We start from the raw sequence: 18587 nt of genomic DNA, 5'->3' as shown, positions 1-18587 counted from the left end.
TTCGGGCCACTCACTTAACTGAATCATCTCACAGACCTAAGCCTCCGATCTTCTTCAGCTTTTTCTGCTTCGACGCGAACCAATTCTTCAAAACGCTCATCTCCCATGACGGCGCGTGCATTCTCTTCACCGCCAGCCCACTCAACGTACGACTCGAGCCCATATCGTTGAACATGCGCTTCCCCATTGGTGATGGCCGTTTGGTGAGCGACGTCATCTCCTGATCCTCTGACATACTCTTGAACCTCACGTTGTTGCCCGATCATATCTGTGAAGCGTCCGTCAACGGCTGCGGATGTCGGCGTCTCAACGGGCGTTGTTCGTTCGTCAAAACGAATATTGCGATCGAAAGCAGCGCTCTCGAATGCAGCACTCTGAGCCGCTTCGCCAGAGAACGATCCGATCGGCGCGTACGCGCGGCCCTCAGGCTGGGAAAAGCCGTTCGGAGCGCCAAATGACTCTGGCCTCAAACGGCTCTCGAAGAAACCGGATTGAACGGCTCGCTGTTCAGCGCGTCCCATGTCGGAAGATGACAGGTCAACCCAATACTCCTGAGCCTCCCGTGTCGAAACGGTTCGACCATTCAAATTTGAGAGATGGCTAACCAGAAATGTCTCAAACGCTGCGACCTCGTTCGCATTGATGGATCCGCCGCGTCCCATTCGATCATCGGCGCTCGCAGTGTAAGTCGATGCTTCTGTGTAATAGGCCTCCGCCTGCTGCCTTGCTTCTTCGCCGCGCCTAAAGTCAGCCGAGGTCTCGCGTGCGAGTGACAAACCTTCCTGGTGTTGTTGTCGTTCCATCACGCTCTCAGCATCGCGCACGAACCCACTCAACTCGTCGCGATACTGCTGCCCTTCATCATATGAGGAGCTGTCGGTCGAACTTCGGTCTGAATTAAGAGACCCAGATTCGCTAACGCGATAGCCTTGGTCAGCGCGGTTTTCTCCGCGCTTATAAGAATTTCCGTCTGTCCCCAAGCCACCAGAAACTGGAAGTCGGCCACCTTGGCTACGGCCGTTTTTGGGCCTTGGAGAGCTATTGCTTCCACCTCCACTTGGCGTACCCACACGCAGTCCCACATTGATGTTCGCTTGCTCACCCTCAGCGATTGAAGCAGTACGGCCTTGGAATTCATCCAAGCTCAGGGTCATCGAGCGCCCAGCTCTGAGTGCATCGAGACGGCTATCCTGGTAACTACCATAATCGGCAGCACTTTGGGTTAGAGCAGCCCCCCGCTCGGACAGCACCTGGGCGTCTTGACTGTCCATACGAGACAACATGTCGGTGAGGCGCGACAGATCTGTTTCTGTTTCTCCGTAGAATTTGGATGCGCTCTCACGGCGTGTGTCGCCCTCGGAGCGATAGACCGAGCGCCCGATAGACGTCATCGCATTGGAATCGAGCGAGGTCGCGAAACCAGATTGATACCGGCTATGGCCTGCCGTCTCATCAACGAGCGACACGCCGCCAGATGTACGCGTCCAGTTGCGCCCTTCGGGATCTCTGTAGCTGGCATGTCCGACATCATATGAGGGACTAAGGCGGATCTGCCCGGCAGTTGCATTGCCAGCTGATGATGTCATCAAAGTCTGATTGCCAATATTCGCGTTGCCGAACCCAAGATTTCCCGTTGCGGCTTCAGCAGCCGCCGTCTGAGACGCGCTTTTGACCGGGGCCAGAAAGCTTTCGTGCAAACGCCCAACTCCAACCGCGATTCCCGGCCCCGCCGCAGCAAGAAACGGGATCATTGTGATGAGCAATCCGCCAATACCAGATAAATCAGCCGCAGTGGCTGACATGCCAAGCGAGGTTTGGATCGTTTGGCCAAGCGTGCCTGGCATTTGCGCCGAGGCATTGATGGCGTCGTAGCCTTGGCGCGTGATGATGTAATGAATGACTGCGAAGAGCGGTCCCCACATTTGCAAGTACAGAAAGCCCGCAAAGTATTTCTGCATGAAGCTGAACCCGATGTTCGGGAGCAAGAAGAAAGGTGCAATGATCGGGAAGATTGCGATCACGATCACGGTGATCGCGATATAGAGAAAGTTGACGAACTTCTCGGCGATCGCGCCAAGCACGGTATAATTCCATTTGGCTTGCTGCTCAGCGCGCGCGGCGGCATAGGCTTCGACCGCCGCCGATGCATCTGCCCGCGCCGAATAGTCCACCACCGCATCCATCGTCGAGTTCACAAGGATCGCTTGCTGGGCGATTTGCTGAGCTGATTGTGAGACGCCAACAAATTGCTGATAGATGATTGGAAGCGAGGAGAGCATAACCGCTCTTGCCTCGGCATTGGTCAGATGCGGCTTGGAAAGCTGCGCCTGACGGTCGATTGTGTTGTCGGCCGCGGCGGCAAGTCCGGCAGAAATGCCGGTCCAGGCATTCGCGCAGGTTTCGACCGTGACGGTGCCGTCGGCCAGTTCATAGCGTGTGAAGAGCGCCGGCGATGCAGACGTCGCCAGCACGGGGACAAGATCGGTTGCGGTGACAAGATCATCGATCGCGGTCAAGCCGGCGTTGATGTCCGGGAAGACGCAGTCGCGGGTATAACCGGTGAGGTTGCGCGAGAACCAGGTGTCGACCGCGCGCCAGTTGTTCAGGGACGACTGAACCTGCAAGGCATATCCAAAGCCGTGCGTTGAATAGGCCATATCGGCCGGTTCGGCGAACAAAGTCTCGAACGCACCTGTGAGCGTGCTGCCAATGGTCGTCGTGATCGACGCCGGTACCGCAAGTCCTATGGGCACATTGTTAACGGTGGCGACAGGGGTTCCGGAGACCCGATCCGTCACGGTTACATTCACAGTTGGGACAAGCAGCACCAGATAGATGACGGTCGATTTCACCAGAAAGTCGAAACCGGCCTTGAAGTTCATGCTGACCGCGACTTGCCAGGCCGCGAGCGCAAGGCCGATGATCAGGACAACGCGGATCAATGACGCAAACGCGCCTGAGCCGGTAAAAGCGGCAACGGCATTTAGAACATCGACGATGAATTCGCCGCCTCCGGTGACAATAACTTCCATCAGCCGGCTCCCTTAAGAAGCTCAAGCTCCAGTTCGATCCGGATTGTCAGCAGTCGAAGGGCGCGCGCCTCTCCGGCGCCTAGCGAGATGTCCTTCAAGCGATCCCTTAAGAGACGTGCGCGCGACAACCTATGTTGCGGATTTTCGGTCTGGTCCATAACAAGAAACTCAGAGAGCACCGAGGCAGCGGTCTCTAAATGGCGCTGGCCGAACACGCCTTTCGAGACCATCATTTCGCCGAAGGAGACCACGACGCAGAGATGGCCATCGATTAGGGCGAGACGCTCCGACCAATCCTCGGTACGGGCGCAGATCGCGTCCCACAAAGCTTTGGTATAGGCGTCTATCCGGCACTCACAGGCGCGGCCCCGAATAGCGGCAGAATCAATGCACGCATTGAGACGATGCTCGCGCGCCGCACGCTCCTGCTGAGATAGATGTTCAAGGCTGAGGATCATCGTGATTGCACCGCGTCGGCAAATCGCAGCGAGCCTTGCATATCGACTGAAAGCCGCCCGGCAATGATGCGTTCCAGGGTTTGGGTTTGTTCCATGACCGCCAACCATCCCCCGACTTCTGTGGCGGCAACGGCCCGGCGGGCACGGAGCTTGGTGCGCAGCTCTGAGATCGTGGATTGGACCTGCTCGCTATCATAGACGCTGATGCGTCCTTCGGCTTTCAGCGCCTCTTCAATCGCGTCCAATCCTCGTTCGAGATATTCCACGACAAGGACGCCGGCAATCACGTCAGCATATGCTGCAAGCGGATTGCCCGCCTGATTGTTGTATTGGGTATGCACGACCAGCATTTTGTAGACGGGCATGGGCGCGAGATTGACGAAGTCGATCTCTTCGGGGGTGAGCGCCGATCGCGTCCGCGCCTTCTCGGTGATGCTGGCGAGCAGGAGATCGACCCGCGTGCGGAAGCCTTCGCTCGCTGGAATGGTGATGTCTGTCCGCGCGGGACGCAGGCATTGATCGATCTCATCACAGCGATAAAGCGTGAGCGTCCCGCCATCGAGGAGCGCACTGAACGCATCAGTCGTCATTGGTATCGGCGGAAAAGGCGGCACGGTTGTTCCAGCATCATCGGCATAGATGATTTTCATGCCAACCATGGACATGAGGAATTCTGCATAGTCTCGGTTTGTGGTGAGCCTCGCGTCTTTCAGCGCCAACCAGACCCGATTGGTGTTCTCTTCATTCTGGCGTGAGAAGGCCTCGCCCGCGCCATCAATGACGCCCTGCTTGTCAGCATCCATGCCGCATTTCTGACGGGCATCCGCGCCGTCTTCATAGGTGCCCGAGGCGAGACCTGCGATCCGGCAGAGATAGTCAGATTTGCCTTGGGCGCGGTCATGGACTTCGCCCAGCAGGCTTTGCGCCGCCTCGCAGCTATCCATATTCCAGGAATTGATCGTGTTGGCCCTCTCTTCCAGATCCGCAAGAATACCGCCAAGCTCGGGGCTGACCGCATCGATCCCGGCTTTGAAGATCAGGCCAGCGCTATCCGCGGCGACGGCTTTTAGAAAATCGATGAACTCATCGGCATCGATGAAGGAAAATCCACCTGCGAAGAGATCAATGCCGCCGCAGCCCGCGCGATAGGACGGAAATTGAATATCAATCGGGTCGAGCGTTTTGCGCGGGGTGCGCAGATAGATCTGGCCAAGCGTATAATATCCGCCGCTTTGCAGATCATGTGAGCTTGGGCCCGAGACATTGCCATAGCCGTTCAAGTCTTCCCAGAACTCGGTCATGTCTTGGCCGAGCTGCGCCGATGCGGGCGCGCCAAGCGCCCATGCCACGCCAAGGGCTGCGATCCATTTAGTCCAGGTCATGCGCCTCTACTCCATATTCTTCGCCCGGCGCCATCGTGGTGAGGGCGCGGATGCGATATTCCAGTTCTGAGATGGTCAGCAGGCCATAGCCTACGGGGATCACCTCACCGGTTTCTGCGTCATACAAGGCGACGGCGGGCGTCACATCGGCAAGACCCATGCGGGCGCGCTGGCCGGTATCGACCTGGTAGCCCTCAAAGCCGGCAAGCGGCCTGCCATCGACTGAGACCGGCAGGATGGTGAGGCCATAGCGGTCCGCAAAGCCGCCAAGGATCTGCTCATAGACAGCGCAAAAGTCGCACGTCCCCGCGCCAAAATAGAAAATCCCGTAGCGGTCTTTAATGGCCTCAATGCTCGCGGTTTCAGCGGCCCGCTCAATGTCGCGCTCTGCCTGACGGCCGAGCTGACTGGTGGGCCAGTCAACAGATTCGTCCAAGTCCGGGTTGGACCAGACCACCCGTTTCCACTGGGCGGTCATATAGGCGGCATTATCGACCCAGCGTTTTTGCAGCCGCATATAGCGCTCAACATTGGCCGGCGTCGGATCGAGGACCATGGCAGCCTTCGCCTCATCGAATATGGCGCGCTCAGTCTCAAGACGTTCACTGGCGCTCGGCGCGACAACGACTTCAGACTCGACCGGTACTTCTTCGACTGGGTCCGAAACGGCTTTGTCCGGATCGCAATAGAAGTGATAGCCAAGATCACGATCGCAATAGACTTGTGTGTCGCCATTCGGCTCGGCCGCTACGGGCAGCGCCGCAGATGCGAAAATCGAGATAGCGATGAGCGATCTAATTGCCATAGTTTCGAAGCCTTTCCTGCATGGCCGCAGAAGCATCCACTGGATCGGGCAAGGTGAGGCTGGCCTCCAGGTCCTCGTAGAATTCTGAAAGATCCATCGCGCCGATATCGAGCGAGGCGAATTCATCGACGGTAAAGCCAGAACAGTCCGGGCTTTTGACATCGCCATAAGCGCGCCCAAGCTGCGCCCGGCCTTGTTCGGTGAGGATGCGTGAGAGGCGCGAGCCATGACAGCAATAGCTGCGCTTCTTTTTCAGGCAGACGCCAAAGAAGGTTTTCTCATCGCAATAGGTCCCGACATAGGTGCATTCATGCAGGCCTTGGCTTTGGGCCAGCCTTTGCTCGTCGGCATTGCACTGGTTGAGGCCAAGATCATTGAGGATGCCTTCATCCTTGCAGCAATTGAACGCGCCAAAGACCGCCTTGCCGCATTGCAGGTTCTCACCGTCGAAAATGGTCAGCGAATCCCCGTCCAATTGTTCCGCGCCTTCGAACACCGCCGCAAAAGCCGCCGTCGCCTCTTCGAACTGATCAGACGGTTCAGGCTCAATCGCCGGGAAACAGTCGCCCGTGATGCAATAAACATTTTGGGCGCAGACCGAGACAGTTCCGGTTTGGATCTGATTTGCCGGGCAGGCATATTCATGATGCTCGGAGATGCAGGCTCCTGATGGATCGTTGGACAAACAGGTCGTCTGAACGAGATCGCAGCCAGGATCGGGCGGTGCACATGTATTGAAAACGTCGCCGCCCATCACTTCGCACGCGGCCTGCATGCGGACGCGCCAACATTCGCCGCCGACGGGCAGATAACGCCCTTCACTGCGCCCAAATGCGGTCCAATGGGTCAAGCCGCATTGCGCCTTCGTCTGCCCCCGGCACGGCGTCCAGGACCCCGTCGTGAAAGCGGCGGTTAAATCGGGATGATAATCGATGTAAGACGCATAATCGGCAGCCCCGTTCGGGGCGCCATAGCCGCTCACCTCGGGACCGGCGATGCAGGTTTGGGTGAGACTGGTGCATTCCGGACGCGCGGCAAAACTTGCGCAGGTCTGAGGCTGCAATTCAAATCCGAGTTGCCGTGTCTCGACCCGCACCGGAATGCTGGTCGAAATCTGGCGGTCACAGGCAATCTCCCATTGGGTCACTGGGATTCGCCTGATGATTGTTGTTGCTGAGACTTGCGTACAGCCCTGGACATTCACAAGCCAGTCGCGCTGCCCCCGATCAAGCGTGGTATAGATCCATTGGGTGTCAACGCGCGGGCGGCCTGTATAGTCGCAGGTCTGATCTTCCATCCGGCTGGTGCCAGAGACCTCGCAGCCATAGCTTGTCGAGCTTTCGCCATAGACCGCGCTATCGGTGCAGGCGCCATATTGGCCAGCAAGTCCCAGATCACTTCCAACCACAGCGAGCGGATCGGCTTCAACGGCAAGCCCGGCGCTCAAGATGCTCCGCGCCTCGGCCTCATTCATATAGTTCGGGCTGACAGCGCGGGTATAAGCCACGCCTGCGCCAGAATCACTCGACAGCGCTGTGCTTCCTGCCGTCTGCAGGGCGCTCTCATTGCCATAGAAAGACATTTCAGGTGGCGCATCACTATAAGACGGCAAGGCTTCGACCGCAGTCGGATCGATCAGTTCCTGGCCGCCTTCAGGGAAGACGTCGCGCACAGAGTCCTGGCCTTCTTTATAGGCGTCCTGGGCGAGGCTTGGCACGGCCAACAGACCGATCCAGCCTGCAAGAAGGCATACGGCGCGGATCATGGCACCGCCGCCAAACGCGCCAAAGCTGCGCGGGCATGCGCCGGGGCGACCGCCCCTTGCTCGCCGAGAAGTCGAAGCGCGGCCTCGACGGAGATATTGCCCGAGACCGTATCGGCCTCCAGCTGCCGGCAGGCAAAGCCGTCACAGACCGGCTCGCCAGTCAGCACGGCATAGGTCGGCACTTGCGTTACGCCGAGCGCCTGAAAATAGCGCGGATCCACACTGATACCGACCTGATCGCCTTCTTCAAACAGAGCGCGAATGCGGGTCGCAAAGCTCGCATACCCGCCGCCATAAAAGCCGCGCACGACAACTACGCCGCCCGCCTCCTTCGTCTCGCGAATGATTGAGGTCAGCGCCGCGTCCGGCATGGAGAGGCTGACAAAACTGACAAAAAGCGGGGCCTCACCGGACTCCCGGCGCGCGCCCCGCGCGACATCTCCGGCCGCCGCCGCAAGGGCCCCAGCATCTATACTGCCGTCCGCGTCAAAGAAAGACCCTTGCCCTCCAGCGCCTTGCGCCGCCAATCGATCGCCGACGCGCTCGTTCAAAGCCTTTGCCTCAGCGCTAAATCGTTCGGCTTCCATCAGGATCGCGTCAATATCCACGTCTGTGCCGTCCGGGCGCTCGGCCACGAAATCCCGCGCGAGCTGTTCAGCCTCGCGGCGGATATCGCCGAGTTCTTCCTCGCGAGACTGGGGCTGCGCAATCAGGCCAAGGCCGAGCACGATCATTAGAAGCGCGGTTAGACGTGGGGCGTTGAAGATATGCATCATGATCAGCCGGCGCAGCAATTGCGCTTCCCCCAGTATAAATAGCCAAAGTCTTCTCCGATCACGGGGCCCCATTTCAGCGATTGCCAGACCATAGTGGACCGCCCGACCGGAATGCAGGCGCGCAGCGAGCCGCGGGTCACCGGGACCGGCACTGTTGTCTGAACGCGCCACTGCGATTTGCGCCAGACGGGCGCGTATTGGTCCTGACAGAGCACAGCTGCATCCGAGCCCGCCGCGCGCGGTGTCAGACCAAGCCGGTAATTATGATAGAGGAGCCGGTTCGCGGCGAGCACCGAGCCCATAGGCTGGCCGGTCTGGACCGGTATGTTCTGGGTCAGCGGATAGACATTGCCCTGACAACCCGAACACCAGAACAGCTCATCAATGGGTTTGCCCGCTGTGGCGGCGACGCAATCAGCCGAGCAGGCCAAGAGCGCGACCGGATTAGCGAAGGCAGCGGCTTCCGGGTTCATAATCATGGAGAGGCCATCATCATGCCAGAAGGGATCAAGCTCTGAGAGCCAGGCAATATCCCATTGCGGGCCACGCACGCAGGCCGCATCAGTGATCAGCTCCAGCATGCTGAAGAGCGGATAGATGTACCAATGGGCTTCCCAGACGCCTTCTTCGCCAACGCCCTGATCGCGCTCGGCGCGGCCATGGCCGCGCGGCAAGACGCCCGGCATGACAAAGCCGCCCAGGTTTGGAAAGCAATAAGGCTGCATGGTCACATCGGCTAATCGGGAGGGCTCCCACCATCCAATCGACAGGCCGACCCGCAGGAAAAGTGGCGGCGGCGCCGGACACGTACATAAGGGACTTGAAGGGTTCTCCGTATCTGGCCTTGAAGACGGCACGACCGGGATGGAGCCGACCGTGATCGGGAACATGCAATCCCAGCAGACATCTGTGATCGGATTGATCATCCGGCCTGAGCAAATCGCTTCAGACACCTCGCCAAGGGCGCTGGAGCCGCCCTCCTGGGCATGCGCCGGGCTCAAGAATAATGCGAGGCTGGCCGCTAGAATGGCGGCGAGACGTGAGATCAGCGGTGTCATGGCGCCACCTCTTCGACCCGAAGCATTCTGCCCTCCTGACGGATCCGCGCGGGCACAGATGTGACCCCGAACTTGGCGGTGATGAGCCCGCGCTGATCGAAATAGACTGGCTGCTGGATCTCTTGCTCCAGCTCGAACGGCGCGCCACTCACCAGAATAAGCTTCGCGCCCCAAATGGAGGCGTCCGCTTGGGCGAGCGCCCAGTCCACTTGTTCGCGGTCATCGCCATCGACCAAAAGCAAAGGTGTACGCATGGCCACAGCATCGAGCGGATTGACGCTTTGGCCTGCCGCGATGATGAGGCGGCCTTCGGTATCGGTGATGTCTTCCGGCGCGGTCCAGGACGGGTCATAGGTCCAGGATCGTGGTTCTACGGTGCGGGTGATCCCCGGCACCGGATCGGGTCTGATGATCTTGGCTTTGGCGCGGTCGACAAATTCGTGTTCGAGCCGGTCCAATTCGCCGCTGGCGCGCATCTCTCCAAGACGGCGCTGGATCTGGTGCAGCAGGTCTTCTTCTGTAATCTCGAAGGTCTCGCCATAGACGCCGAGATCTTCCGCACTCGCGCTCCAGCTAAAGGAGAGGGCGAGCGCGGCCAATAATGCGGCCCTGCCCAACATAACCAATCTCCTTATATCTTGAATCGAAACTGTCCGGGCTCGGCGACCAGACGAAGAACAACCCCTCTGGCACGGTGCCGGGATCGACTGGCGTGACATTGGGATTTGCGCCGGTCAGCGCCTTATTGGGTCCCAGCCGCTCGCCATTGATCGCAACGTCCACCCCTTCATGGGTCACCATGTCCCCGCCGACGCCGCGCACGATTTTTACAAAAGCGATATCCTCTGGATAATAAGGGTTCGGGCCCGGCGTGAACGCCACCATATCGCCCTTGCCGGGCAACACGCCTTTCTCGACAATAAACGCCCAATGCGGCAGTGACTGGGTTTGATTGATCAGAATGTAATGGGTCTGGCTCCAGGCATAGATGGCCTTCAGCACCCCGAGCGCGAGAATGACCGCGCAGACGATCAGCCATTTGCGCAAGGGGGGCCGCGAGCGCTGCGCAGAGGTGGAAACGGCGGTCATTCTTCACCCTCCATGTCTGCGATCAGGGCGTCGCCAAAGCTTTCCGGGCGTGCGGTCGCTTCAGGAGCGTTCACCCCCAAAGCGACCGATTGAGCGCCCGTGCTTCGTGAGACCGGGTCAGAGGACCGTTCTCGCGCGCCCAAACTTGCTCGGACCGTCTCTGTGAGGTCCGGGATATCACCTGCCAGCACCGCTTCTTTCACGACAACGATGTAGCCTTGCGCCTCAAGCGCCTGAAGCGAGGTTTCAATCTCGGTCGCGACTGTGTCGATCCAGACTGATGCGCTCGTCTCGCTCGCATTTTGTGCGAGCAACCAATCGCGCTCTTCTTCAATCAGTGTCTTCACCGAGACCGAGACGAGCTTGGGTTGAGCGCTCCATGTCCGAAGCGACGCGGCTAAAGCGATCACAGCCAGGCAAAGCGCGACGCCTGCCGTTATTTCCGCGAGCGAGACAGACCGGCTCATGACACCCGCTCCCGCTCGGCGGCGCGCATCGCGAAGAAGGCCGGCAGTCTTAAGAGGCAGACAATGACAAATAGTCCGAACAGAGCGAGCCATAAGCCGTCCAGAAGCGCGTCACGGTTCTCGCGCCAGATTACGTGGTCGATGAAGTTCTCGATGGTCATCAGGCCATCGCGAAGATCAAAACCGCGATAGAGGAGCGGGATGGCGACAAGTGCACCGAGCGCGACGAGAGCATTCTCGAACGCCCACGCGGCCGACTTCATGGCAAGACGGAACCGTTTATGCGTGAGCCATCTCAAGCGGGAAAGACTTGCTTGTTTCATGCGATGTCTCCTTTGCTCGCGATCAGTGTGACGGCGTCAGCGATCGGCACATTCATTTCCGCCAGACGTTTGAATTCGGCGAAGACTTCTGGGTCGGATGAATAGGCAACAAGGCTGCTGGCATCGAGCGCCAGGCGCCCAAGGCAGCGAAACCCGCCCGCGCCTCGGATGAGCGCTTCGGAAAACGCGCCTTTCACGGTTTTGAGGGATTTGATCGCCGCCTCAAGACCGGGATCGAGTTCCACCAGGCTCGCGGCGCGCAATTGTTCGACCGCGTCATCCTTCATGCGCATGAAGATGGTCCAGTCAGAGTTCTGGAAAGCGAGCTTGGCACCTTCAGACTTGTTGACGTCTTCAATCGACTGGGTCGCGGTAATGAGGGCGGCATTATACTTCCGACAGCGCCGGGCAAAGCCTTCGATAAATCCGGCAGCTTCGCCATCACCAAGAATTTGCCAGGCTTCATCCATCATAAGGACTTTGCGCTGGGACCGATTGGTGCGCATGGTCGCGTCGACCAACAAAAGTAGGCAGTAAATGACGAGGCGGCGCAGCTGTTTGTCGGTGCCAAGTTCGGAGAGCTCATAGACGGTGAAAGGATTGTCGATGCGGATGCTTGCGGGCCGCGCAAAGAAGTCGCCATAGGCCCCGTCTGAGCGAAACGGCGCCAAGGCTTGCGCCATATCCGCGCCGCGCTCTCCATGGGATTTGAGGCGCTCAACCACATGGTCAGGTGAGCCGGCGCCGCGATGATCGGCCCAGACGCTTTCAACGACCTCCATCATCAGACCGCGCTCAGCGGGATCGGGTTTCTCTCCCTGAAAGGCTGCTTCCAGCATGAAGCCGGTAATGCCGACTTTGGCGTCGCGCTCGCCGTCGGAATCCAGCCCATCGCCGAACAGGCTGAACGGGTTGAGCGAGACCTTTTTCTCCGTTGAAAACGTCACGCATTTGCCGCCCTGTAGCCGCGCGGACTGAGCAAAAGAATAACCATCATCCAGCACGACCACGACATCGCCAGTGGCGGCATGGGCGCTCGCGAGTTCCTGCAGCAAAACAGACTTGCCAGAGCCTGACGCGCCGAAGATGCCGACATTGTGGTTGCCTTCCCCGACATTCTGGAAGGGCGACCACATCCAGGGCTGGCCGCGGCGGCCAACCATGAGCAGAACCGGTTGATCAGAGCCGCGCGGCTCGCCATGCAGCGGGGCCAGCGCGATTGCGGTCTGGGCCACCATGCGCCGGGTCAGTTGCAGTGTCTTGAGATCTTTGATCGCGCCGTCCCCGCCATTCATCGGCATACAGGCGGCGAGGAGCGGTCTCTGGATGCGGCTGCCTTTGGCGATGTCGAGGCCGAGATTCTTATAGATCGAGCGCACCGACCGGTCGGCTTTCTCAATGTCTTCAGCTGGCGCGAGCACGCCGACGGTATGGGCGGCGCGCACAAGCCGATCGCCGGATTGAAGCTCGCTCACCACATCGCGCCAATCCTGGGCTTTTTCTCCGAGCGATGGATCGATTTTCGCCATCGGGCCTTCAGCAGAGCGGACCGAAGAGGCAAGCTTGGTCGACGCATAGGAATTCGTAAGATCTGCGCCGCCAAAGCTGAGGGTCATGCAGGAGAGCACTGAGCCGGAATGGCGCAGCGTGTCCGTGGTCGGATGGCCGATCAGGAGCGGCGCGGTCCAGCTGGAAATTAGCTGCGGATAGGCGCGGATCTGAAACATGCGCCATTCAAAAGCATCGCGCTCAACTTCCAGGGATCTCGGATTAAGCGTCTCGGTTTTAACGCCGAGCCCGCTGGATCCGACGGCATATTCGGTATCATCGCGAACGCATTGAACATCCAACATGCGTTTCTCATCGAAGCGCGCTTCAGTGCCCCATGCGCCGCGTCTTGGATTGAGCACATCATCCATGAGGGCGACGAGGCCTGAGCCATCGAGGCGGCCATGCGCCACGCGCGCGGTCCCGAGCGTGCCCTCCAGTTTATCGCGCAAAGCCTGAAGCTCGAACACATCCGCGGCGCTTGGTTTGCCGGGAAAGGACAGCGCCACGAAGGCGCGCCATTCGCGCACCAGAAAAGGCGATGCATTGGTGAGGCTCGTCCAGGCGGCTTTTTCAAGTAGCTCAGCGCGCGCGTCGGCAATTGCGCCGTAAACACCGCCGCGGGCCCGGCGCGGGGCCGCCCAGTCTTCAATGATGGGCGCAATACGTGGGGAAGACCAATTGATGAACTGAACCACGCCCCGCGTCATTGAGTCTTCGGTCGCCCACTCTTTTAAGAGCGAGATGAAGCTGTCATCGCCATTTGCGACCGGGGCGAGTTCAACAATCCACCCGGTCGAGGCGCGATTGTGAAAGAGCATGGTTTCTGGATCATACATGCGGTAAGGCAACATCGCGCTCAGCCGGTCGCGATGTTCCAACTCCCGGAAGCTCTCAACAAACCCGTCCGCCCCGAGAAGCCCGCCGCCGATCCGTCCGAGCCAGGCTGAAGCGCGTTCCAGAACACCGCCAATCTTGGCCTTATCGGGCGCGTAGCCTTCTTCGCGCGCAGCGGCGTCTGCGTGATGGTGATCATACGCCATCAGTCGAGCACCCAGTCGGCAGGTTCAACTTCGAGCCAGATGATTTTGCGTTCATGGAAAACGCCGCGAGCATCAACAAAGGCCGAAATCACCACAGGTAGAATTTTTGCAGCTTTTCGCCGTGGGCCGGTCTCGGCAGCCTCGACGAAGGCTGGTATTGGGTCGCTTGTGATCTCTTCCTTCGACGGCGAGACCCGGCGCGTGGCTTCACTCACAGCAGATGCGGTGATGACGGTGGTTGTTTCAGCCCCGCCCTTTAGCGCGGTCGGCACCCCGCGGAAGGGGTCCACAAGTTCGGTCACCCGCTCGTCAGGCGGTATCTCGACGCCGTTATGGCTGACTATGGTCCGAGTTACCCGTCCAGCGGTCAATGACGCAGCGCTGATCCCAGTTTCCTTGAACTCTGAAACATCAGAGTTTGCGTCTAAAGCCTTGACGTCGCTGAGCGCAGAGACGTTCAGAGCGTCGCTTAAGCGCTCACCGCCCGTATCAACGGATGCGGTTAGCAGCGGTGCGGGCTCTGGGGCCGGCTCGTCGGATAAGCCGGTTTCTATCACATCGCCAAGCCTGTCGCGCAGAACGGCAAACTGCGCGCTGGCGGCAGCTTCTGGAAAGGCGGATAAAAAGGGATCATCTTCCCGGGCACTGTTGGCGTCCGATCTGCCCGACATCACCGCATCAATGCTGAAGGCGCTTGGACCGCCGAGCACGGCGCTGGCGGCAAGCGCCTGCTCGTCTGCAAAGCTCGTCTCAAGGAAGGGGCGCCCCTGCTCAATCTCGCTTTCGAAAAAGTCCCGGTCCAAGGGGCGCACATCTTGTAAGAGCTCCGGCGTTGCCGAGAGCGGCAGCGTCTCGATTGGATATCCTGATACGGGGCCGGCCTCTGCCGGATCGCCGCCAAGTTCGGTGATGGTGATCTGATCGATCGTATCGGTGCGGGCGCAGACCCCGTCCTGGCGCTGACAGCTCCAGTCCTGAAACCATGTTGTTTCTGATGAGAGGACACCGCCAAAACTTGAGCAGCCTCCAAGAGAGAAGAGCGTTAAGACAATTAAAGACAGACGCATGGGTTTGGCTCCTTGGAAGGCTCAGCTCATCAAATTTGCCGTGCTTGAAACGGCGACGGCGGATGAGAGCGTTTGAGAGAGGGCGAAGGCGACCGCGGCGCTTAAGGCTGCGAGGTAGACACCGATGCTGTGCTGGCGGGTTGCAAAAGCGCGGATGGCAGCGACGGCGAGGCTTCCGGCAATCAGCGCAGCGGCGGCGAGGTATATCGTGTCGAAGCCAGCGCTCCGGTGCATGAAAGCAAGGCTCGCTGCGAGCGTTCCAATCACCATCATGATCAGATTGTATGTATAGGCAGAGCCCGGTTCACGGTCGCGGCTGACCGCAAACCCCGTCATCGAGCCGCCCATACAGGCCCCTGCGGCCAAGAGTTCGAGACTTCCAAGCATTATTCAGCTCCTTTCAGCCAGGCATCGAGTTCTTCCGGCGGCAACATGCCGTAGCGAATGGCGCCGTCGTCTCGGATAAGAATTGGCGTGCCCGACAGGCCGAGCTGGCGCGCCGCGCGTTCGTTGCGCGCAACGGCCATGGCGCGTTCGCATGAGGCTCCGGGCTGGAGCGCACGCATATAGGCTTGATAGAGCGCGGTTTCGGGATCACGCGCACAATAGACCGCTTCTGGGATGGCGCGCCCGCCCACCGTGCCGACCAGATAGACGTCGGCCTGGACATCGCCGAGCGCAATTACGGCGTCCGCGAGCTGCGCGCAGTAAGGGCAGCCAGGATCGGCGAGAACCGAAAGATGACGTGGCCCCTCGCCTGTTACAATTGCATCTTCCGGCCGAAAGGCCTGGCCGAGGCCGCCGGGTAAAGCCTGCGGCGGCCGGCTTGCAACCGAAGCGGTGCGAACCGACGCTTGCCCGCCATCCAGAGCATCAAGGCGGTCATCGGTCAGCGAACGTCCAAGCTGTAAGTCAAAGACCCGTCCAATCACCATGATGCGCGCATCGGGCGTGGTGTAGAAGACCGATTTTCCCGCCACCACTTCGCAAAGCGGCGCGGCCAGCGCGCAATCGACGGTCTGGATCGCCGTGTTTGGAAACGCCGCGCGAATGACAGCTTCGTCGCCATGTGCCGACATGCTGAAAGCCGCGAGACTGAGAGATAAGAGCGCGCGCCGGATCATGGCTGACCTCCCGCATCATGGACATCGCGCACCGTTGATCCTGAGACAAAGACAAGCTCAACGGCGACACCGGCGGGAAGCTCAATGACGCTGTCATAATCTTCTGCCTGCTCGATCAGGAAATCGGCGATCCTGTCGGACGCTGATGACAGCCCGCCCCCGACACCGCCGCGGATCAGTTCTTCCGGGCTGAGGCTTCGGTCTTCTGTGCCTGTATAAGGCGTGTAGGCGAGCTGCGTATTCGCGCCAAGCGCGTCGCCAAAACCGCCCACAAAGGAGGCGAGCAGCGCCTGTTTGATGAAGGCGCCCTCGCGGCGAATAACCCGGCCGCGCACACCGACTTTGCCAAATTGCGCGACATAACCTTCGACTGCGGTCTCAACGACCTCTCCGCTCTCGCGCAGACATGTCATTTTCTGAAGACGGATAAGAACGCGTTCAGAGGAGAGATCCGGCGTTGCCGCACCATTCACCTGGCATCCTGTGAGATTGGTCTCCAGCGGGGCGCCATCTTCCAGGACAGATTTAGCGGGCCCCGTGATGCGGAGAAGGACGGGGAGCGGATCGCTTGTGTCTTCCGATCCGGCGGGCATATCGACCGTAACCAGGAAAGTCGCTGGCGCATAAGCATTGGTCGGCACCCAGTCGGCAACATCGCCGCGGGTGAGACCAAGCGTCGTTTCCATTGGAGGGCGCGCAAACGCCTCCATCTGCGTTGCGACAGCTGATCGATACGCAATCGGTTCAGCGGCGAGGTCGCCGTCGCTCGGCTCAAACCTTTCGATCTGAACCGAGCGGCGGCGCCGGATTTGAGGAGCAGCGGGTGCTGACGCCGCGAGCTCCCCATCCGGTGTGGCAGTGGCTGGAGAAACGGGTGGGCGCGCGACGCTCAAACGGCGTGTCAGATCATCATTCGAGCGTTGAAGGCGCAGCATCTCAGCCCGAAGGTCTTCGATTTCGCGGGCGGTTTCGGGCGTGATGCCTGCGTCAGGTTGAGCGACCTGGCTGCTAATGGCTGCCAATTGCTCTTCTACGAATTTGAGCCGGGCTTCGCCGCCGGTCACCCATTGCGCTTCTGCATCGCGTGGATCGACGGACGACAATCTTGTCTTGCTGGCCGCTTCGCGGGCCCTGTCTTCCGGGTTGGACGGGGCCATCAGCACATAAGCGAGGCCGCCTGCGAACAATATCCCGATCAGGCCGAATGCGAGGAAACGTTGGCGATTGGCGAACCTTTTATTCGCGTGAATATCAGTGTCTGAAAATTCGCTCATGGCTGACCTCCTTTAACGACGAGGAAGATTTGAGCGGTTTGTCGGCGCGCTACAGGGTCTTGATCGCCGGTTGCAGCGACCACGTTGAACACGGCGAGACGCCCATAATTGATGCGTGTTGGCGCGGTGGCTTCATTGCGAACGGTGACGGCGTAGCCGGTGGCGCCATTCCCGGCCCATTCAATTACGCCGCGTTGCGAAAAGCCCTGGGCTGAAAGCGGGCCTTCAAGCCAATCGAGCCGGCGATAGCGCCTTGTTTCAAAGCCAGTCACCCGCGCACCTGAATACATGGCTCGGATCAAAACCGATGACAGATCGACAACAGGGGTTTCGACGGGCCCGATAGAAGCCGTGGAGCCCATCGAAAGGTTTGCAGCGAGGACATTTTCGCCCCGCTCAAGCGAGGGATCATTATTTTGAGGCGCTGCGATCTCCACCTGCAAGGTAGGCACATCACGCACGCCCATCATGACCTGATAGGTTTGCCCGCCTTCTGTGGTGACGAAAAAGGACAGGTTTCCCAGGGCGTTCTCGCCGATGACAACGTAAAGATCGCCGGTCGCCATATCTTTGGTGGCTGAGAAGTCACCTTCAGGATCGCCTTCCGCGATCTTTTGGACGGATGCGGCGCGGTCATCCTCGAACGCGATCCGGGTCATACCCGTCCGCGACGCGTCGAGCGTAACGACGCCATTCGGCGCTGGCTCGATCACCTGTTGCGCATTTGCAGACAGTATAATGGCCGGTATGACGGCTGCGGCGAGCAATAATCTATTGAGCATCGGTCATCGCCTCGGCGCGAACACGGGCGCCAAGCCCTTCTTGTGGTGTGATTTCTTTGATGTCCTGGAGGTAAAGCGAGTAGCCTTCTTGGAAGAACTGCATGGCGAGCGTCATTTGTCGCTGATCGACAAGCTTCATCCCGACAAAGGTTCTGAGTTCTCCGGTGACCTCGACATAGAGGGTCTTTGGATCCTCATAGACATCGCGCGGATACCAGGCGCGTGATGAGGATCCATCCTGCCAGCGTTCCACGGTTTCCTGCAGACCTGCCGAAATCCGTCCTCTTGCCGAGGGGTGGGTCACCGACAGGATGCGCTCTTCGAAATACTCAGCCGTTTCTGGCGTGATGTTCTCAAAGAAGTAACTGATTGTGATCGCGGTTTCGCGCAGATAATCGCGGCGGACTTTGCCAGCCTCAACCGTCATCGGGTGATTGGTCAGCGGCACCAGAATGATCTGGTCTTTCTTAGCTGTCACCGACAAGGACAGAATGACAATCGCGACAAGCGCAACGAGCAACAGGACAAAGGCGACGTTTCGCTGTCGGCCAACCGTGCCGAGTTGAACAAGGGCGTTATCGGGCGTCATGTCCG

18 protein-coding genes are annotated in these 18587 nt (G+C 59.4%); all 18 read right to left on the bottom strand.

Annotated elements, in window-relative coordinates; translation table 11 throughout:
- Window positions 1–23: 23 nt before the first annotated feature.
- Genes AAC029_RS14835 through AAC029_RS14750 form a run of 18 tightly spaced genes read right to left on the bottom strand, consistent with a single transcriptional unit; the run spans window position 24 to window position 18582 of the window.
- Window positions 24–3032, bottom strand: coding sequence for a conjugal transfer protein TraG N-terminal domain-containing protein (locus AAC029_RS14835; RefSeq protein WP_339749346.1), 3009 nt, complete (start codon window positions 3030–3032; stop codon window positions 24–26).
- Window positions 3032–3490 carry a hypothetical protein gene (locus tag AAC029_RS14830; protein ID WP_339749342.1) on the bottom strand — a complete coding sequence of 153 codons (459 nt, stop codon included), beginning with the start codon at window positions 3488–3490 and terminating at the stop codon, window positions 3032–3034. The genes AAC029_RS14835 and AAC029_RS14830 overlap by 1 nt, the downstream gene beginning before the upstream one ends.
- Window positions 3487–4872, bottom strand: a complete 1386-nt coding sequence (locus AAC029_RS14825) for a conjugal transfer protein TraH (protein ID WP_339749339.1) — start codon at window positions 4870–4872, stop codon at window positions 3487–3489. The genes AAC029_RS14830 and AAC029_RS14825 overlap by 4 nt, the downstream gene beginning before the upstream one ends.
- The gene (locus tag AAC029_RS14820) at window positions 4859–5677 is read right to left on the bottom strand and encodes a conjugal transfer protein TraF (RefSeq protein WP_339749336.1); all 819 of its coding nucleotides are present in this window, start codon (window positions 5675–5677) and stop codon (window positions 4859–4861) included. Before AAC029_RS14820 ends, AAC029_RS14825 begins: the two co-directional genes overlap by 14 nt.
- Window positions 5667–7442, bottom strand: a complete 1776-nt coding sequence (locus AAC029_RS14815; protein ID WP_339749334.1) for a conjugal transfer protein TraN — start codon at window positions 7440–7442, stop codon at window positions 5667–5669. The genes AAC029_RS14820 and AAC029_RS14815 overlap by 11 nt, the downstream gene beginning before the upstream one ends.
- The gene (gene trbC / locus AAC029_RS14810; protein WP_339749331.1) at window positions 7439–8236 is read right to left on the bottom strand and encodes a type-F conjugative transfer system pilin assembly protein TrbC; all 798 of its coding nucleotides are present in this window, start codon (window positions 8234–8236) and stop codon (window positions 7439–7441) included. The genes AAC029_RS14815 and trbC overlap by 4 nt, the downstream gene beginning before the upstream one ends.
- The gene (gene traU / locus AAC029_RS14805; RefSeq protein ID WP_292048282.1) at window positions 8221–9276 is read right to left on the bottom strand and encodes a conjugal transfer pilus assembly protein TraU; all 1056 of its coding nucleotides are present in this window, start codon (window positions 9274–9276) and stop codon (window positions 8221–8223) included. Before traU ends, trbC begins: the two co-directional genes overlap by 16 nt.
- The gene (gene traW, locus AAC029_RS14800; protein ID WP_292048281.1) at window positions 9273–9896 is read right to left on the bottom strand and encodes a type-F conjugative transfer system protein TraW; all 624 of its coding nucleotides are present in this window, start codon (window positions 9894–9896) and stop codon (window positions 9273–9275) included. Before traW ends, traU begins: the two co-directional genes overlap by 4 nt.
- Window positions 9850–10365, bottom strand: coding sequence for a S26 family signal peptidase (locus AAC029_RS14795; RefSeq protein ID WP_292048280.1), 516 nt, complete (start codon window positions 10363–10365; stop codon window positions 9850–9852). The genes traW and AAC029_RS14795 overlap by 47 nt, the downstream gene beginning before the upstream one ends.
- Window positions 10362–10832, bottom strand: coding sequence for a TrbI F-type domain-containing protein (locus AAC029_RS14790; RefSeq protein ID WP_292048279.1), 471 nt, complete (start codon window positions 10830–10832; stop codon window positions 10362–10364). Before AAC029_RS14790 ends, AAC029_RS14795 begins: the two co-directional genes overlap by 4 nt.
- Entirely contained in the window at window positions 10829–11155 is a 327-nt protein-coding gene (locus tag AAC029_RS14785; RefSeq protein WP_292048278.1) for a hypothetical protein, read from the bottom strand. The genes AAC029_RS14790 and AAC029_RS14785 overlap by 4 nt, the downstream gene beginning before the upstream one ends.
- On the bottom strand, window positions 11152–13746 hold the full coding sequence (locus tag AAC029_RS14780; RefSeq protein WP_292048277.1) for a TraC family protein: 2595 nt from the start codon (window positions 13744–13746) through the stop codon (window positions 11152–11154). The genes AAC029_RS14785 and AAC029_RS14780 overlap by 4 nt, the downstream gene beginning before the upstream one ends.
- Entirely contained in the window at window positions 13746–14813 is a 1068-nt protein-coding gene (locus AAC029_RS14775) for a hypothetical protein (RefSeq protein WP_292048276.1), read from the bottom strand. The genes AAC029_RS14780 and AAC029_RS14775 overlap by 1 nt, the downstream gene beginning before the upstream one ends.
- 21 nt (window positions 14814–14834) lie before the next feature.
- Window positions 14835–15200, bottom strand: coding sequence for a hypothetical protein (locus AAC029_RS14770; RefSeq protein ID WP_339749326.1), 366 nt, complete (start codon window positions 15198–15200; stop codon window positions 14835–14837).
- Complete coding sequence (locus tag AAC029_RS14765; protein WP_292048274.1) at window positions 15200–15937, bottom strand: DsbC family protein; 738 nt, start codon at window positions 15935–15937, stop codon at window positions 15200–15202. Before AAC029_RS14765 ends, AAC029_RS14770 begins: the two co-directional genes overlap by 1 nt.
- Window positions 15934–17211 carry a TraB/VirB10 family protein gene (locus tag AAC029_RS14760; RefSeq protein WP_292048273.1) on the bottom strand — a complete coding sequence of 426 codons (1278 nt, stop codon included), beginning with the start codon at window positions 17209–17211 and terminating at the stop codon, window positions 15934–15936. Before AAC029_RS14760 ends, AAC029_RS14765 begins: the two co-directional genes overlap by 4 nt.
- Window positions 17208–17993: a type-F conjugative transfer system secretin TraK gene (locus tag AAC029_RS14755; protein ID WP_339749321.1), complete on the bottom strand. Its 786-nt coding sequence runs from the start codon at window positions 17991–17993 to the stop codon at window positions 17208–17210. Before AAC029_RS14755 ends, AAC029_RS14760 begins: the two co-directional genes overlap by 4 nt.
- Complete coding sequence (locus AAC029_RS14750) at window positions 17983–18582, bottom strand: TraE/TraK family type IV conjugative transfer system protein (protein WP_292048270.1); 600 nt, start codon at window positions 18580–18582, stop codon at window positions 17983–17985. The genes AAC029_RS14755 and AAC029_RS14750 overlap by 11 nt, the downstream gene beginning before the upstream one ends.
- Window positions 18583–18587: the final 5 nt, after the last annotated feature.

The organism is uncultured Maricaulis sp., from assembly GCF_963975345.1.
Taxonomy (GTDB): domain Bacteria; phylum Pseudomonadota; class Alphaproteobacteria; order Caulobacterales; family Maricaulaceae; genus Maricaulis.
The sequence above is the reverse complement of the archived record's forward strand: the minus strand, read 5'-3'. Positions and strand labels throughout refer to the sequence as shown.